The organism is Evansella tamaricis, from assembly GCF_019042215.1.
GTDB classification, from domain to species: Bacteria; Bacillota; Bacilli; order Bacillales; family Salisediminibacteriaceae; genus Evansella; species Evansella tamaricis.
In genome coordinates, this window is record NZ_JAHQCS010000161.1 from 34,181 (window position 1) to 50,690 (window position 16,510).

13 protein-coding genes are annotated in these 16,510 nt (G+C 41.8%); 10 read left to right on the forward strand and 3 right to left on the reverse strand.

The window, feature by feature from the left end; translation table 11 throughout:
* Positions 1-52: 52 nt before the first annotated feature.
* On the reverse strand, positions 53-1,102 hold the full coding sequence (locus KS419_RS20005; protein WP_217068309.1) for a Gfo/Idh/MocA family protein: 1,050 nt from the start codon (positions 1,100-1,102) through the stop codon (positions 53-55).
* A 160-nt stretch (positions 1,103-1,262) separates the two neighbouring features.
* Here KS419_RS20005 and KS419_RS20010 point away from each other — a divergent pair, with 160 nt between their 5' ends.
* A complete protein-coding gene (locus KS419_RS20010) occupies positions 1,263-1,844 on the forward strand; it encodes a GNAT family N-acetyltransferase (RefSeq protein WP_217068310.1) in 582 nt (193 codons plus the stop codon).
* A gap of 103 nt (positions 1,845-1,947) precedes the next feature.
* Here the strand turns inward: KS419_RS20010 and KS419_RS20015 are convergent, their stop codons facing one another.
* Entirely contained in the window at positions 1,948-2,247 is a 300-nt protein-coding gene (locus KS419_RS20015) for a hypothetical protein (RefSeq protein ID WP_217068311.1), read from the reverse strand.
* 284 nt (positions 2,248-2,531) lie between these two features.
* Positions 2,532-3,764 carry an SH3 domain-containing protein gene (locus KS419_RS20020; RefSeq protein WP_217068313.1) on the reverse strand — a complete coding sequence of 411 codons (1,233 nt, stop codon included), beginning with the start codon at positions 3,762-3,764 and terminating at the stop codon, positions 2,532-2,534.
* A gap of 219 nt (positions 3,765-3,983) precedes the next feature.
* On the opposite strand from KS419_RS20020, the gene argC reads away from it, so the two are divergent.
* The 9 genes from argC to argH all read left to right on the forward strand — a co-directional run bounded on the left by argC (position 3,984) and on the right by argH (position 16,506).
* Complete coding sequence (gene argC / locus KS419_RS20025; protein ID WP_217068315.1) at positions 3,984-5,036, forward strand: N-acetyl-gamma-glutamyl-phosphate reductase; 1,053 nt, start codon at positions 3,984-3,986, stop codon at positions 5,034-5,036.
* Between the two features lie 24 nt (positions 5,037-5,060).
* On the forward strand, positions 5,061-6,287 hold the full coding sequence (argJ, locus tag KS419_RS20030; RefSeq protein ID WP_217068316.1) for a bifunctional glutamate N-acetyltransferase/amino-acid acetyltransferase ArgJ: 1,227 nt from the start codon (positions 5,061-5,063) through the stop codon (positions 6,285-6,287).
* A gap of 10 nt (positions 6,288-6,297) precedes the next feature.
* Positions 6,298-7,098, forward strand: coding sequence for an acetylglutamate kinase (gene argB / locus KS419_RS20035; protein ID WP_217068318.1), 801 nt, complete (start codon positions 6,298-6,300; stop codon positions 7,096-7,098).
* Complete coding sequence (locus tag KS419_RS20040; RefSeq protein ID WP_217068319.1) at positions 7,091-8,287, forward strand: aspartate aminotransferase family protein; 1,197 nt, start codon at positions 7,091-7,093, stop codon at positions 8,285-8,287. Before argB ends, KS419_RS20040 begins: the two co-directional genes overlap by 8 nt.
* Complete coding sequence (locus KS419_RS20045; RefSeq protein WP_217068320.1) at positions 8,284-9,402, forward strand: carbamoyl phosphate synthase small subunit; 1,119 nt, start codon at positions 8,284-8,286, stop codon at positions 9,400-9,402. Before KS419_RS20040 ends, KS419_RS20045 begins: the two co-directional genes overlap by 4 nt.
* Complete coding sequence (gene carB / locus KS419_RS20050) at positions 9,389-12,655, forward strand: carbamoyl-phosphate synthase (glutamine-hydrolyzing) large subunit (RefSeq protein WP_217068321.1); 3,267 nt, start codon at positions 9,389-9,391, stop codon at positions 12,653-12,655. Before KS419_RS20045 ends, carB begins: the two co-directional genes overlap by 14 nt.
* The gene (gene argF, locus KS419_RS20055; RefSeq protein WP_217068323.1) at positions 12,634-13,623 is read left to right on the forward strand and encodes an ornithine carbamoyltransferase; all 990 of its coding nucleotides are present in this window, start codon (positions 12,634-12,636) and stop codon (positions 13,621-13,623) included. The genes carB and argF overlap by 22 nt, the downstream gene beginning before the upstream one ends.
* A gap of 92 nt (positions 13,624-13,715) precedes the next feature.
* Positions 13,716-14,948: an argininosuccinate synthase gene (locus tag KS419_RS20060; RefSeq protein WP_217068325.1), complete on the forward strand. Its 1,233-nt coding sequence runs from the start codon at positions 13,716-13,718 to the stop codon at positions 14,946-14,948.
* Between the two features lie 178 nt (positions 14,949-15,126).
* A complete protein-coding gene (gene argH / locus KS419_RS20065; RefSeq protein ID WP_217068326.1) occupies positions 15,127-16,506 on the forward strand; it encodes an argininosuccinate lyase in 1,380 nt (459 codons plus the stop codon).
* Positions 16,507-16,510 lie beyond the last annotated feature (4 nt).

Genomic DNA, 16,510 nt, shown 5'->3' on the forward strand with positions numbered 1-16,510 from the left:
ATCGTTGACGATACCAACAGTAAATCAATAGTATTCTGTTGTTTTTCGAACATTAAAGGATAACAGCCCGTCCTGTTTGGGCCGAATGGTAAAGCCCGTTAACGATTTTTTGCAAAATTAATCCTTGTTTTCTAGTGGAAATTGGTTGGGTTTCAGTTAAACATCCCTCTATAAACTCAGCAATGAGGTTTGCATGATAATTTTCTTCTGCTAAATAGGCAGGTGTCACATCCAAGAGTGTTTCATATTTCTCCTGAAATATTTTTAGGGGAAAGACATTTGCGCCTCCCATATCTCCCGTCAGTGTGACGTTCATAACATCATCTTTCTCCACATTTGCTGCAAAGGCAGCATCTAATGTGATAGAGGCACCATTTTTAAAGGTAATCATCCCTCGGGCCATGTCCTCCACAGAAAAGTTCTCCCAATCCCATTTCCCTAATAAGCCGACTCCAGGCCTTTTTCCAAGCTTTTCGTAAGTTACTCCGAGGACGGTGTCTGGTTCTGGATAACCCATTAAATATAAGGCGGTGTCAAGCATATGAACCCCAATATCGATGAGGGCACCTCCACCTTGAAGATCCTTATTTGTGAATACTCCCCATCCGGGAATGCCACGACGCCGGACAGCATAAACGGATGCTGCATAAATGTCACCCAATTCCCCTGCCTCAATGAATTTTTTTAGTGTCCGCACTTCAGGGGAGTGTCGGTAGTGGAAGCAATAACTAAGTATTTTCCCTGCTTTTGTTGCTGCATCATTCATTTGTCGGGCTTCCTGATCTGTGACTGCTGGAGGTTTTTCACAAAGAACATGAACACCGGCGTTCAGGGAATCTATTGCCTGTCGAGCGTGGAATTTGTTTGGCGTACAAATGCTCACCGCATCAAGGTTAAGGACTGCCACATCATTCAGCATGTCCAAGTAATTTTCATAAGCATGGGGGATGTTAAATTCATCAGCACATGATTCCGCTTTTGCTAAGTTGTGATTTGCGACAGCAACAACATCGACTCGGGGGTCATTTTGGTAATTCGGTATATGGGCACTTCTTGCAATTGCCCCTGCACCAATTATACCCACACGCAATTTATTAACCATGGTTCATTCACCAGCTCTCTTTATAATTTAATTACGTTCATTATAGTACTGAAACGAAGTTGGGGGAATAGCGGGAAGGAATTAGTTTTAAGAAATCTGAAAGGGTTTTGTCTATAATAGATAAGACAAAACAAATTTATTTTCACTGGAGTGTAGGATAATGCAACAAATGGGAATAGGGAGAGATATCCCGAAAATAGAAACAGAAAGATTTGTATTGAGGGGAATTAAAGTATTGGATGCACCGGAATTATTTAAATTTATGTCAGATAAGGAGACAATGAAGTATATAACTCCAAATCCGGTGAAGCAGGTGGAGGCTATGGAAGAGTTTATTGAGGAGAGTATGGAAAACTTTCAACAGGAGAAAGAAATTCCATGGGTGATTGAGACAAAGGAAATGAATCAAGTGATTGGAATGTTTCGGTTACATAAATTGAATCTCTGGCATCGAAAGGCAGAGATGGGGGTGGTTATTCGTAAAGAATTTCAGAAACGGGGTGTTATGACGGAGGTCTTTCGTACAATCGTTCCTTATGGATTTGAGGAATTAGGATTAAACCGAATTGTGGGGGATATCTTTGCAGGGAACACGGGGTCGAAAAAGTTACTATTGAAGTTTGGCTTTGTACAGGAAGGTGTTTTGCGGCAGACAGACTTCGATGGAAAAGTGTTTCATGACACGATCGTTTTTTCCATGTTGAGATCAGAGTTCGCTTTAAAAAAGCAATTGTTTATGTAAGATATAATATGTTAAATAAAAAACAGGTGTGAATAAATTTTCCACATCTGTTTTTTAAGGTGTTAACTTGGGTGTTAAAACGTATATTAATAACAATAACTATTTAATAATTCAAGGTTACAATAACTCCAAAAATAACATATGTAAGGCTACTCGTCAGCAAAGGGTTCCAAATAAATGTTAGCTTTTCAATTTTTGGTTTGTAAAATCCCCTTAACATCACTGATTCCTCGATTTCAGCTACTCTTGTAAATCCATCATTAGCAACGGAAAAAAAGAATGTTAATCCAAATACGATCAGACCAACAGTAGCGGCTATATCTGACCAGTCAAACCTTGTGAAGCCTGATATAAAAACAGTAAGAACATGAATTAGTATAACTAAAAGAAAGTGTTTTACCAATAAGTTCTCCCTCCATTATTATAAAAATAACTCTCCGAGAATCACCTTGACCTATCTTTAAGTGGTAAATACTGTTCGTATGTCACTTGACATTCTACATTAATGATAACATGCAAAAGTAAAAGATTTTCAAAAAAAGCAGACCATATATACAACTCGGCCTGCTAATTTACCTGTTAAATGCTCTCCTGAAAGGGAGGTTAGTTTAAGTGTGAATTATATTTTTTTCCCTCTCAACTGAATCCGTTTCCCTTATAAAGAAAGGGGTGTTTTCTGATGTAAAACTAATAATTTGATAATTCATTAACCGGTGCTTGAATGATAACCGGGTTTTTAGCTGGATCCAGCCATTGCAGTATTTTAACCATATTCCCTTCGGAGACACCGGTACAACCTAAAGTTCCCCTTGTGGCCACATGGAAGAAGATGGCGCTTCCGGCATATGGTTTTGGATTACTAGTATTATAATTGATGACGAATCCATAATTGTATTGAGGGATGGCCATGTCTTCGGCACTGGACCATTGCCCTTCTGTTTCTTTTCTAGATTGCCACGTATTGTATAGCGCTGATTCAGGATCATCAACCCATACATCATCCTTGGTAATCCCCCTAAATGATAATTTTGTTCCAGGATTCCCTTTCTGACCAAAGGCAGTTCCAATGGTGTATTTTCCCCTAGGACTTTTTCCGTCCCCTTCAACCTTTGTGTTTGCAAAACCATTTCTTCCAATGAATCCGGGAACAGACATGACTTTGTCCCAGGAACCATTTGAGTTTCGTTCAAATGTTTCAATCATAGCAGAGCTTGTGGAATATCCAGAGGTTGTTACGATGATAACTTGATTATTTCCACTGACTGTTGTAAGTTTGTCTGCTGCATTCTTTTCCGGACTTTTTTCTTTAGGGGGAGAAGAGTCAGAACTTGATTTGTTTTCTTCTTTTGGAGTACTTGATTTTTTAGTGCTCTCTTCCTTCTTTTCGGATGTATTATTACTAGTAATTACTTCTGTTTCCTTATCAGAAAGGTAGGTTTTGTTAACGAAACCAGTTACTTTCTCAGAAGTTACTTTCACCCAGCCGTTAGTGGGGTTCTCTAACTCTGCCTCCACTTTTTCATTAATGGAAAGAACACCAAGTACACTATTTTGAACACCTGGACCGGAACGAACATTTAATGAGGATACAGATACATATTGCGTTTTTAAGATAGGCTCTTTAACCGTCTCTTCTTCCTGCTGTTCTAATTCTTCTTCTATCTGTTCTTCCGTCTCTTCTGTTTCTTCATCTCGGTCTACAACAACCTCTTCAGGTTCTTGTTCCAAAGAAGTTTCTTCTGTATCACCCACATTAATCAAATTCTGATCAGGATTATCTTCTTCGGCATCTGCCTCTGTTGTTGATTCTGCTTCTGCAGTGGATGGTTGAATATCCTTTCCTTGAAAATAGGAAATGCTTAAGATGAGAATTAAGGCTGCCGCAATTGCGCTAAGTATGTAGATCCATTTTTTCTCCATCGAATACCCCGTTTCAAAATGTGTAATTATTGTATATATGGGATTATTATACTATGAAAATATACCTGATTCCATGGGGAATATATGGGGAATAAAATAAGATTCACTGATGTAACTTAAGTTGAATTAAAAAAATGGAAAATTTTTTTGGAGTCTATTGCATAAAAATATATCAGAGAGTATAATTATGAACTAATTAAGATGGTAGGGGGCTTGAAAATGAAAGCGGCAATTATTGGGGGAACCGGATATGGAGCAGTTGAACTTATCCGATTATTAGATAAGCACCCGTTTGCTGAGTTAGTATCTGTTATTTCCCATTCCCAAGGGGGGAAGGGAATCGAAGAGGTTTATCCTCACCTCTCAGATATTTCAAAAATACAAATGGATGTATTTGATATACAAAAATTGAACGAGGTGGAGGTCGTTTTTTTCGCGACACCAGCAGGCGTTAGTAAAGAACTTATTCCAGAATGCTATCGCAAAGGGATTCGATGTATCGATTTATCCGGTGATTTCCGGCTGAATAATCCAGCAAACTATGAAAAATGGTACAAAAACTCAGCTGTATCATCACTATACTTAGACAAAGCAATCTATGGGCTGTCGGAGATTTATGGAGAGGAAATTAGAGATAGTAAAATTATCGCCAATCCGGGATGCTACCCCACCGCAACGTTGCTGGCTCTAATACCAATTATTCGAAAAGGGTGGCTCGACGTTAATACCATTATTATTGATGGGAAATCAGGGGTATCTGGGGCAGGTAGAAGTATATCCCTTCAAACGCATTACTCGGAAATTAATGAAAATGTGAAAGCATATAAGCTTGGAAAACACCAACACATTCCTGAGATTGAACAGAACATCCAAAAGGAAAGCAAGGGGTTTATAGAAGAGCTAGATCCTAAAGTTACCTTTACTACACATCTCGTCCCAATGACAAGGGGAATTATGTGTACGATTTACGGACAACTGAATGATGATTCCATATCCGCCGATAAGGTCGTGGAGGAGTATCAATCATTTTATCAAGATCACCCTTTTGTAAGGGTAAGACCGTACGGGACTTGGCCATCCACCAAGGAAGTGGCAGGCAGTAATTATTGCGATATTGGAATTCATTTAGACAGTCGAACCGGAAGAATCACCTTCATCTCAGTCATTGATAACTTGATGAAAGGTGCAGCAGGGCAGGCTATTCAGAATCTAAATATTATAAACGGTTGGGATGTACGGACGGGACTTTTAGATATACCTGTTTATCCGTAACAGAAGAAAGGATGAATTATCTCCATGTATACAGTTTCAACGCAAAGTATTAACGTGGTGAAAAATGGGAATATAACGACACCTTTAGGTTTTTCAGCAGGGGGAATCCACTGTGGAATCAAACATAAACGCCTAGATCTTGGATGGATTTATTCAGAAGTACCAGCGGCAGCAGCAGGAGTTTATACACTCAATCAGTTTCAAGCGCCACCTTTAAAGGTGACAAAAGAAAGTATTGCTGTAAAAAACACGCTTCAGGCAGTGTTGGTGAATTCCGGTGTGGCTAATGCGTGTACCGGGGATCAGGGTTTGACTGACGCTTATGAAATGCGGCAGCAGTTTGCGGATGAATTAGGAGTACTGGAGGAGGACGTGGCCGTAGCATCAACAGGGGTAATCGGAGTTCCATTACCTATGGAAAAAATCAAGTGGGGAATAAACCAATATGGTGATAAGAAAACTCAGGATCCGAGCCGTTTTGAAAAGGCCATTTTAACGACAGATACATGTATCAAAAATATAGCTGTGCAGCTTGTGATTGATGGGAAAAAAATTTCCATTGGAGGTGTTGCCAAAGGTTCAGGGATGATCCATCCAAATATGGCAACGATGTTGGCATTCGTAACGACAGATGCAAATGTCAATCCCATAAGCTTATCTAATGCTTTAAAGAGTGTAACGGATAGAACATACAATATGATCACAGTTGATGGGGATTGCAGTACGAATGATATGGTTCTCGTCTTGGCAAATGGAAAAGCTGAGAACAACGAATTATCAGAGAGTCACCCTCAATGGAAACAATTTGTAAAAGCGTTAGAAATGGTTAGTCAGTCCCTTGCCAAACAAATCGCAAGGGATGGAGAAGGGGCAACGAAGCTTGTGGAAGTCCATGTGAAAGGTGCAGCAACAGAAAAGGGAGCAAGGCAAATCGCAAAAACAATTATCTCAAGTAACTTAGTTAAAACAGCGATATACGGTTCAGACCCTAACTGGGGAAGGATCGTTTGTGCTATAGGTTACGCAGAACAGCCTATTCAGCCAGATAAAGTAAAAGTGGCGATCGGCAACATCTCTGTGGTGGAAAACGGATTACCAATGCCGTTTGATGAAGATGAAGGTACGAAATATTTGGAACAGGAAAATATTCAAATCCATGTTGACCTTCAGCAGGGGGACGCACAAGCCACTGCGTGGGGATGTGATTTGACTTACGATTATGTCAAAATTAATGCTTCTTATCGAACGTGAGGGGATAGAAATGAATTATTTAGTGATAAAGTGCGGCGGAAGTGTGTTAGATAATCTACCTGTCTCGTTTTATAAGGACCTTGTAAAACTTCAGGAATCAGGGGGATGGAAGCCTGTTATCGTACACGGAGGTGGTCCACTCATAACATCTTCTTTAAAAAAGCTTGGAGTAGAGACAGCATTCGTGGATGGGTTACGTGTCACCACAGAAGAAGTTTTAAATGTGGTAGAGATGGTCTTAAGTGGTGCTGTAAATAAACAGATTGTAGGGAAGATCAGTCAAGCAGGGGGAAGAGCCTTTGGTTTGAGTGGTGTTGATGGAGACCTCCTACAAGCGAATGCCTTAGCAGATAAATCTCTTGGTTATGTGGGAGAAGTGGTGAATGTTAATACAAATTGGATTGATCACATCTTGGATCAAGGATTTATACCAGTAGTTTCCCCCCTTGGGATGGATAAATCAGGACAAAAATACAATATCAATGGGGATGTGGCAGCTTCAGCAATTGCTAAAGCATTAAATGCTAAATTGTGCTTTGTCAGTGATATTGCAGGAATTTATATTGAAGAGTACGGCAACACGAGAATACTAACAGAACTTAAACAATCGGATGCCATTCAGTATATTCAAGAAAAGAAAATAACAGGTGGAATGATTCCGAAGGTACTTGCTGCAATAGACGGGCTAACTCATCATGTGCAGGAAGTGGTCATCTTAAATGGAATGGAACCGAATAGACTAATAGATTATATCTCGGGAAAAGCGGTTGGGACCAAATTGATTAGAGATGGAGAGATTCATTATGCCTGAGACAGTTAATCAATGGAATCCTATTATGGGGACGTACCAGCGTTATCCCTTGACACTTGTTAAAGGTAAAGGAAGTTATGTCTGGGATGATAAAGGAAAAAAATATTTAGATTTCACCTCTGGAATTGCCACGTGTAATTTGGGTCATGTACCTGATGCGGTGAAAAAAGCAGTGGCATCTCAATTAGAAGATTTATGGCATTGTTCCAATTTATACGACATACCAGCACAACAGAAACTAGCGGGAAAAATAGTAGAACACAGCTTTGGTGATCAAGTTTTCTTTTGTAACAGTGGAGCAGAGGCGAATGAAGGGGCAATCAAGCTCGCAAGAAGGTATGCTCAAAAAGTAAAAGGTACCAACGCCTTTGAAATTGTCACCTTTCAAAAATCATTCCATGGGAGAACATTGGCCACATTGTCTGCAACAGGGCAAGCAAAAATACAAGATGGATTTTCCCCGTTAGTGGGAGGGTTTCGTTATTTACCTTATAACGATTTCGAGGCACTGGAACACCTTGTTCATTCGGAAACATGTGCTGTCTTGTTAGAGCTTGTCCAAGGGGAAGGGGGCGTTGTCTCAGCAGATTATGAATGGCTCATAAACCTCTCTGACTTATGTAAAGAAAAAGAGATTTTATTCATGGTTGATGAAGTCCAAACAGGGATTGGCCGTACAGGAAAACTGTTTGCTTACGAAAACTATGGTGTTGAACCGGATGTGATGACGATTGCCAAGGGGCTTGGCTCCGGGATACCGATCGGTGCTCTCGTTGCAAAGGGTCATGTTGCCGCCGCGTTCGAGGCAGGAACCCACGGAAGTACGTTTGGCGGCAACCCAATCGCTTCCACGGCAGGTTTTGAAACGTTAAACTACCTTTTAACCAAAGGGGTGTTGGAAGCGGCGAAGGGTCTTGGGGAGTATTTGGGACAGAGGCTGTGGGATTTGTTAAGACGGTTTCCAAAGCAAATTAAAGAAGTACGGGGTCTTGGGTTACTAAGGGGATTATATATAAACGGGGAAGCGAAAGACATTATCACTAAGGCAAGGGGAAAACAGGTGTTACTGCTCCCGGCTGGGCCGGATGTGGTAAGGATTTTACCGCCACTCACGGCAACGGTACAAGAGGTTGATGTTTTGATCGGTGTGTTAGAAGAGATATTGGCAGAGGGAGTGGAGCTCCAATGAAGAAGGGATATTTAGTACTTGAGACGGGTGAGGTGTTCGAGGGAACACTGCTCGGAGAGTTAACGGAAGACGTGGGTGAAGTCGTATTTAATACGAGTATGACAGGGTATCAGGAGATGATTACAGATCCTTCGTATGCTGGTCAGATTCTCACGTTTTGTTATCCGTTAATCGGAAATTACGGGTTGAATGCGTTTGATGATGAGAGTTTTCAAACGGCATTATCTGGTGTCATTATGAGCGACGTGTGTGAGGAACCAAGTCATTTCCAGGCGACTAAAGGATTTTCGGAGCAACTGAAGGAGGCTGGAATTCCTGCTTTGACGGGTGTGGACACGAGGACACTAGTGCAAACAATTCGCAAGCATCATACGGTAAAAGGTGTCATTACTTGTGATCCTGCAAAAATGAAACTGACAGTCTGGAATGGAGTAACATCGTTCTGGGTAGACCAAGTATCTACGAAGGAGGTGGAGGTGTTTGAACCGAAGTCAATTGGTTTGGACCTAGCGAATCCTTTGAAGAATGTAGTGCTTTTAGATTATGGGTATAAAAAATCCATTCTCCATGCTTTATTGAAAGAAGGCTGTAAGGTGATGGTCGTCCCATATCATTATACATTTGAGCAAGTGAAGGCGCTGAATCCTGATGGTGTGTTATTGAGCAATGGACCTGGGGATCCAATGGAGCTAAAGCCGTGGTTTTCTGAAATTAAGAAAATGACGGAAACTTGGCCCACACTGGGCATCTGTCTTGGACATCAGTTGATTGCCTTATCCCATGGTGCGAGGACGAAGAAGCTGGCATTTGGTCATAGGGGTGGAAATCATCCAGTAAAGGAACTCTTAACTGGTAAGGTTCGTATGACCTCACAAAACCACGGTTACGTAGTCGTGGAAGATAGTGTTAATGAGGGAGCGTTTCAGGTACTGTTTCGCAATGTAAATGATGGGACAGTGGAAGGCTTAAAACATAAAAGTCTGCCGATCCAGTCGGTTCAATTTCATCCAGAAGCACATCCAGGACCAACAGATACAGAATATATTTTTGACCAATTTATGGAGCAGGTGAGTCAAGTGGCATCAGCGGGAGGGAAGGCGTATGCCGAAGCATAAGGAGTTACAAAAAATACTAGTGATCGGATCTGGTCCTATTGTAATTGGGCAGGCAGCTGAATTTGACTATGCGGGAACACAGGCATGTCTTGCATTGAAAGAAGAGGGCATGGAAGTGGTTCTTGTTAACAATAATCCGGCTACCATTATGACAGACCAGACGATAGCCGACCATGTATACATGGAACCTTTAGATGTGGAAACGATTGAATCCATTATTACAAGGGAAAGGCCAGACGGAATGATTGGAACGTTAGGCGGTCAGACTGGTTTGAATTTGACAGTGGAACTTTGTGAGTTGGGGATTTTAGATAAATACGGGGTGAAGCTGTTAGGTACATCTGTAGAGTCGATTCAAAAGGGAGAAGACCGAGAAAAGTTTCGTTCTCTAATGCTTGAAATAGGGGAACCTATTCCTGAATCTGCCATTGTGGAAAGTATCGAAGACGGATTTGCTTTCGTGAAAGAGGTTGGTTATCCGGTTATCATTCGCCCTGCATATACTCTCGGTGGTGCTGGTGGGGGATTTGCCTATGACGATGAAGAGTTTGAAACGGTCTTAAAGGGTGGTTTAAAGCTTAGTCCGATTCATCAAGTATTAGTGGAGAAGAGTATCAAAGGCTGGAAAGAAGTGGAGTACGAGGTCATGCGGGATGAAAATGACACGTGTACCATTGTATGTAACATGGAAAACATGGATCCGGTAGGTGTTCACACAGGAGACTCCATTGTCGTGGCCCCGTCTCAGACATTGACAGATGTCCAATATCAGATACTACGAAATTCTTCCTTGAAAGTTATCCGTGCGTTAAATGTAGTTGGGGGATGTAATATCCAATTTGCGTTGGATCCATCGTCTAATCATTACTACATCATTGAGGTGAATCCCAGGGTAAGTCGTTCCTCTGCACTGGCGTCTAAGGCAACGGGGTATCCCATTGCGCGGATTGCAGCAAAATGTGCTATCGGGTATCACTTAGATGAAATAGTAAATCCCATTACCGGGAACACCTTTGCATCCTTTGAACCAGCATTGGATTATGTGGTCGTTAAGTTGCCCCGTTTTCCGTTCGATAAGTTTTCAGAAGGGGACCGAACCCTTGGAACACAGATGAAAGCTACCGGTGAGGTGATGGCGATTGATCGGTCATTTGAAGGGGCTTTAAACAAAGCACTCCGTTCCCTTGAAATGAATGTCCATAGCCTCCACTTCAAAGGGGTCAAATCGAAGTCAAATGTGGAACTGGAAGGTTTACTCGGTGTTCCGAACGATTTGAGATTGTTTGGCATAGGAGAAGCATTTTATCGAGGCTGGAGTCTTGATAAGGTAATGTCTTTAACCGAAATTGACTATTGGTTCCTCATGAAGGTAAAACGCATAGTGGAGATAGAAAAAAAGTTAGCTGATTATCCGTCATTACAGGAGATCCCTTCGGACATCTGGAAACAGGCGAAAGGGATGAATGTGGGAGATGCAAGGATTGCGGAGATCACAGGAGTATTAGAAAAAGAGGTACGGAAGAAAACGGAGAGTGTTGGGTTAAAGCGAGCCTACAAGCTAGTGGATACTTGCGCAGCAGAATTCGATGCAGTGACTCCATATTATTACGGGACATGGCATGGTGCAGATGAAGTGGATTTATCCTCAAGTACTGGGAAAAAGAAAATCCTTGTCATTGGATCAGGACCGATCCGGATCGGTCAAGGAATCGAATTTGATTATTGCTCTGTTCACGCAGCAATTGCCGTGAAGAAAAAAGGGTATGAAGCTATTGTTATCAATAATAATCCAGAAACGGTAAGTACAGACTATTCCGTTGCAGACCGACTCTATTTTGAGCCGTTGGCTGTGGAGGATGTGTTGGCAGTGATTCAAAAGGAACAAGTGGATGGGGTTTTAATTCAGTTTGGGGGCCAGACGGCAATTAATCTAGCGAAAGAACTGGAAGAAGAGGGAGTTAATCTCCTTGGAACATCTACCGCATCCATTGATCAATTTGAGGACCGTCATCAGTTTTATAATCTATTAAAGAATGAAAATATCCCCCATATCGCAGGTAACATGGCCTATCGACCGGAAGAGCTTGTAATGGAGGCAGAGAACCTTGGATATCCCGTATTAATCCGTCCCTCGTATGTCATAGGTGGGCAATCCATGTTCATCTGCAACAATAAGTTGGAGCTTGAGCAGTATGTGAAACGTATTGAGGAAGTTGGGAATGAACGTTCTTGGCCATTACTGGTGGATCAATATTTGCCAGGGACAGAATGTGAAATAGATGTTATTAGTGATGGAAAGACGATTCTTGTTCCAGGTATTTTTGAGCATTTGGAAAAAGCAGGAGTGCACTCCGGAGACAGTATTGCCATGTTCCCCCCCGTATCGTTATCGGAGGAGATAAAAGCAAGATTGATAGAGTATGGGGAGAAGATTGCAAAGGCAGCACCAATTATTGGGATGATGAATATACAGTTTGTTATACATGAAGAAACAGTGTATGTGCTTGAGGTAAACCCCCGGTCGTCTCGTACGGTTCCCATTATGAGTAAAGTAACCGGTGTCCCAATGATTGAGTTGGCAACACATGTCCAGTTAGGTGATGACTTAAAAGTGTTGTATCCTGCCACCGGCCTAATGAAGGAACCGGCATTTTATTCCATCAAAACACCTATTTTTTCCGCCAGTAAGTTAAAGGGTGTGGATCATGTGCTTGGACCGGAGATGAAATCTACAGGGGAAGTGCTGGGTCTTGGAGTGACGTGGGAAGAGGCATTTGGAAAAACGTTGTCAGCGTTTGGAAAGGTGGCATCCGTCAGTGGGAAACAACGGTTGTTTTGTTCCATCTCTGACCGATGGAAAAAGGAGAGTGTCCTGTTGATTCAGGAGTTTGTGAACCGTGGTTATGAGGTGGTTGCTACGGAAGGGACTGGTGAGTTTCTAAAGGAGAATGGAATCGACCCGGCTATTGTACCGAAATCAAAGGATGATTTACGGGATTACTGGAAGGGGAATACCCCAACGGTTGTCTTAAATATACCAAGTCAAGGTCGTGACAAAACGAAGGCTGGTTTTGGAATTAGGGAGTTGGCGGTGGAGTATTCTGTACCGTATTTTACGAGTTTTGAGACGTTGAAGGCATACATGGGAGCGGTGACGAATGATGGTGCAAGAACAGCACAATGTTCGCCACGAACGCTTATGGAATATCATACATTGAATGGGGTGGAAACATGTCAGTTGTTAAAAAATTAAGTGATTACAGTGGGGCGGGCCAGGCAGTGAAAGAAAAATTAAAGGGAAAAGACTTTCTAACTCTCGGTGATTTCAGTGGTGCGGAAATTCAGTATTTACTGAAAGAGGCATTGGAGTTAAAGGAGAAACAGAAGAAGGGTATTCCCCATCCTTACTTAAAAGGGAAAACGCTTGGGATGGTATTTGAGAAGTCTTCCACCCGAACGCGGGTATCTTTTGAAGTGGGAATGCTTCAATTAGGTGGCCATGCGATCTTTTTGAGTTCAAAGGACATACAGTTAGGTCGGGGAGAAACGGTTTCTGATACTGCTAAGGTCCTTGCTAGATATGTGGATGGACTGATGGTAAGAACGTTTGCTCATGACGCGATCATTGAATTCGCGGAGGCATCATCGGTTCCGGTGATCAACGGATTGACGGATTTGCATCATCCGGCACAAGTATTAGCAGACCTCTTGACGATAATGGAACATAAAGGGAACTTAGCAGGGTTGAAAGTCTGTTTCTTAGGGGACGGGAATAATAATATGGCCCATTCATTAATGGAAGGTGCTGTGAAAGTAGGAATGGATATATCGGTGGCGTGTCCTGAAGGTTTTGAGCCTGATACTAGTATTTTGGAAAAGGTACAGGAAGAAGCTGTGTCGGTTGGATGTCATGTGGTTGTAACGGATGATCCAGTGAAAGCTATAACTGGTGCCGATGTGGTCATTACAGATGTCTGGGCGAGTATGGGGCAAGAATCGGAACAGGCACAAAGAATGGAAGCTTTAAAGTCCTATCAAGTAAATGGGGAATTGGTTAAACATGCAAAGGATGATTATATCTTTTTACATTGTTTGCCTGCTCATCGGGACGAAGAAGTGACAGGGGATATACTGGATGGCACTCACTCCGTTGTGTTTGACGAGGCAGAGAACCGGTTACATGCACAAAAGGCTCTCATGAAGCTGCTGATGGAAGATTAATTTTTTTGTGGAATTTTTTTGTTTTGGGTTGCATAAAAATTCGTATGGATATATAATAATTCAAAACAAGGTTATGTGAGGAGAGGTATATCATGAGTAAAGGAAAAGTGGTTTTAGCATATTCCGGCGGACTGGATACGTCCGTTTCAATTAAATGGATACAGGAAAACTATGGTTATGATGTCATTGCATTAGGTTTGGATGTGGGCGAAGGGAAAGATCTAGAAGCGGTGAAAAATAAAGCCCTTGAAGTTGGAGCAATTAAGTCCATTTCCGTAGATGCGAAGGAATTGCTTGCGAAGGAATATATATTACCTGCCTTAAAATCCAATTGTCTATATGAAGGGAAGTATCCAATATCATCGGCAATATCCCGACCACTGATTTCAAAACTCTTGGTGGAGGTTGCGGAGCAAGAAGGTGCTGTGGCAGTGGCTCACGGTTGTACAGGAAAAGGGAACGACCAAGTTCGGTTTGATGTATCGATCGCGGCACTAAATCCTGATTTAGAAGTTCTTGCACCTGTTCGTGAATGGGGAATGAACCGGGATGAAGAAATTGAATATGCAAAACTACACAATATTCCTGTACCTGTGGATGTCAATAAACCGTATTCGATCGATGCGAATATTTGGGGGCGCGCTTGTGAGGCCGGGGTGTTAGAGGACACTTGGGCAGAAGCACCCGAAGAAGCATTTGACTGGACGGCACCTATTTCCATGACTCCAGATGAAGCGGAGTATGTTGAAATTGAGTTTGATAAAGGCGTACCGGTGGCACTGAACGGAGAATCCCTTGGATTGGTTGATATCATTGAGAAATTGAACTATATTGGGGGGAAACATGGTGTTGGCCGAATTGACCATGTGGAAAATCGTCTAGTGGGTATTAAATCCCGAGAAGTGTATGAAAATCCTGCGGCACTGATTTTAATTAATGCACATAAAGAGCTGGAATTGTTGACACTGACTCGTGAGGTAACCCAGTTTAAAAGTGATATCGATAATAAAATGACTCAAATTATTTATGACGGTCTATGGTATTCTCCACTAAAAGCTGCTTTGGATGCATTTGTGGAGGAAACTCAACAGGTCGTTTCCGGAAAAATCCGAGTGAAACTTCATAAAGGTAATTTAATGGTCGTTGGACGACAATCTGAAAACAGCTTATATAATGAGGCGCTTGCCACTTATTCCAAAGGGGATGCGTTTGATCATAGTGCTGCAGTTGGATTTATTAAATTACATGGACTTAGTACTAAGGTGTACTCAGAGGTTCATAAAAAAGATCCTGTGTCATCAAGTAAACTCACTCCGTCAAAGTAAGAGACTAAGAGGATTTAGGTTCACATAAAATGATTTTTCATGTGGTTCGGGTGGTGTGAAAACTGTCCCGGACCTATTTTATGTTAAGTGATATTTGGATTCAAATGGTAAAAGCAGTATTATATTTGTAAGGAACACAGTTGGTGATTAGTAAGGTTTTCTAAAAGGAGGAGCACATATGTCTAAGCTTTGGGGCGGACGATTCACAAAAGAAACAAATAAACTAGTGGAAGAACTGACGGCATCTATTTCCTTTGACCAGAAGCTTGCGAAGGAAGATATTCAAGGGAGCTTAGCCCATGTACAGATGTTAGGTGAACAGAATATTATCTCTAAAGAGGACGCAGATAAAATTGCAAAAGGACTAAACGTGGTTGGGGAAAAATTGGAAAAGGGTGAACTATCCTATTCTATCGCACACGAAGATATCCATATGAACATCGAAAAATTTTTAATCGATGAGATCGGACCAGTAGGAGGAAAACTTCACACAGGCCGGAGCCGAAACGATCAAGTGGCAACGGACATGCATATATACTTAAAGAACCATACGGAAGAGATCATTAAATTGGTAGAATCGGTTCAGGGGGCGATCGTGGAACAGGCGGAAAAGAATATTGATACTATACTTCCAGGATATACCCACTTGCAGCGAGCACAACCGATTTCTTTCGCTCATCATTTGCTCACCTACTTCTGGATGCTTGAACGTGATAAGGGGCGACTTGTTGACAGTCTTGATCGAGTTAATTGGCTCCCCCTTGGGGCAGGGGCACTGGCCGGAACGACTTTTCCCATTGATCGAGAACGGACTGCAGAATTATTAGGATTTGAGCATGTGTATCCGAATAGTATAGATGCGGTGAGTGACAGGGACTTTATTTTAGAATTTCTCTCCACTGCATCCATCATGATGATGCATATATCAAGGCTTTCGGAAGAATTAGTAATTTGGAGCAGTCAGGAGTTTCAATTTGTGGAATTGGATGACTCCTTCTGTACAGGTTCAAGCATCATGCCGCAGAAGAAGAATCCGGATGTCCCAGAACTCCTTCGGGCAAAAACGGGACGCGTCTATGGAAATCTAATGGGACTGTTGACTGTCCTAAAAGGGTTACCACTTGCTTATAATAAAGATATGCAAGAGGATAAAGAGGGAATGTTCGATACAGTGGAAACTGTGGAAGGATCACTCCAACTATTGGCTCCGATGATCGAAACGATGGTGGTAAATCACGATAAGATGCGACTGGCAACGAACCAGGACTATTCGAATGCAACGGACATTGCCGATTACCTAGTAACTAAAGGAATGCCTTTCCGTGAGGCGCACGAGGTCATTGGAAAAATAGTGTTGGATGGGATTAAACAAAGTAAGTTTTTGTTAGACATGAGTTTGGATGAATTTCAAAAATATAGTCCATTGTTCAAGGAAGATATATTTAAAGTGTTAACTCCAGAACACGTGGTAAGTGCACGGAATAGTTATGGTGGTACATCCCAAAGTCAAGTGGCAAAGCAAATCATCCTTGCGAAAGATAAATTAAGGAAACTTTAAATAG

What these genes read in the sequence shown, in the direction of transcription:
- argC (WP_217068315.1), top strand. Translation starts at nt 3,984, where the DNA reads ATGAAAGCGGCAATTATTGGGGGAACCGGATATGGAGCAGTTGAACTT.
- carB (WP_217068321.1), top strand. Translation starts at nt 9,389, where the DNA reads ATGCCGAAGCATAAGGAGTTACAAAAAATACTAGTGATCGGATCTGGT.
- KS419_RS20010 (WP_217068310.1), top strand. Translation starts at nt 1,263, where the DNA reads ATGCAACAAATGGGAATAGGGAGAGATATCCCGAAAATAGAAACAGAA.
- KS419_RS20020 (WP_217068313.1), bottom strand. Translation starts at nt 3,764, where the DNA reads ATGGAGAAAAAATGGATCTACATACTTAGCGCAATTGCGGCAGCCTTA.
- KS419_RS20060 (WP_217068325.1), top strand. Translation starts at nt 13,716, where the DNA reads ATGAGTAAAGGAAAAGTGGTTTTAGCATATTCCGGCGGACTGGATACG.
- KS419_RS20040 (WP_217068319.1), top strand. Translation starts at nt 7,091, where the DNA reads ATGCCTGAGACAGTTAATCAATGGAATCCTATTATGGGGACGTACCAG.
- argB (WP_217068318.1), top strand. Translation starts at nt 6,298, where the DNA reads ATGAATTATTTAGTGATAAAGTGCGGCGGAAGTGTGTTAGATAATCTA.
- argH (WP_217068326.1), top strand. Translation starts at nt 15,127, where the DNA reads ATGTCTAAGCTTTGGGGCGGACGATTCACAAAAGAAACAAATAAACTA.
- KS419_RS20045 (WP_217068320.1), top strand. Translation starts at nt 8,284, where the DNA reads ATGAAGAAGGGATATTTAGTACTTGAGACGGGTGAGGTGTTCGAGGGA.
- argF (WP_217068323.1), top strand. Translation starts at nt 12,634, where the DNA reads ATGTCAGTTGTTAAAAAATTAAGTGATTACAGTGGGGCGGGCCAGGCA.
- argJ (WP_217068316.1), top strand. Translation starts at nt 5,061, where the DNA reads ATGTATACAGTTTCAACGCAAAGTATTAACGTGGTGAAAAATGGGAAT.
- KS419_RS20005 (WP_217068309.1), bottom strand. Translation starts at nt 1,102, where the DNA reads ATGGTTAATAAATTGCGTGTGGGTATAATTGGTGCAGGGGCAATTGCA.